The sequence below is a fragment of the Enterobacter cloacae complex sp.6700776 genome (genome assembly GCF_048284255.1).
GTDB classification, from domain to species: domain Bacteria; phylum Pseudomonadota; class Gammaproteobacteria; order Enterobacterales; family Enterobacteriaceae; genus Enterobacter; species Enterobacter intestinihominis.
In genome coordinates this window covers 1-380 of sequence record NZ_JBLVYK010000075.1, presented here as the reverse complement: position 1 = coordinate 380, position 380 = coordinate 1, and the positions used below count along the sequence as shown (strand labels likewise).

Here is a 380-nt window from a genome sequence, read left to right as displayed (position 1 = left end):
GAACTACAATGGCCAATAGTGTCGCGACGACTGAGAAATCTAAATGTAATTTACTTAAATCACCCACCAAATTTGCCATCACAATGCCGCATAGGCTGGTGACTAACCACACAAGATAAAAACTAAATCCGGCACCAAATAAATAGGAAAAACTGAGGGCTTGACGCTTGGCTGCACTAATGGCGAATAGCTCATCAGTTAATAGAAAGCCAATGCTTAAACGTTGTGGTGTCGTAAAATTCTTTACGTGAGGGCGCATGGTTAGCCCATATAAAAGATGTTGTGATGTAATAAAGAAGACAGAAATCACAATTGTAATATAGCCTGCCCCAGAGTTGAGTAAACCTAGGGTGACTAACTGAGCTGCGCCTGCAAAAACC

1 protein-coding gene is annotated in these 380 nt (G+C 41.6%); it reads right to left on the bottom strand.

All coding sequences use genetic code 11. The features are described 5' to 3' along the window. Positions 1 to 380: AzlC family ABC transporter permease (locus tag ACNQ0T_RS23280; protein ID WP_417930391.1), on the bottom strand; the 380-nt coding region annotated here is incomplete at both ends.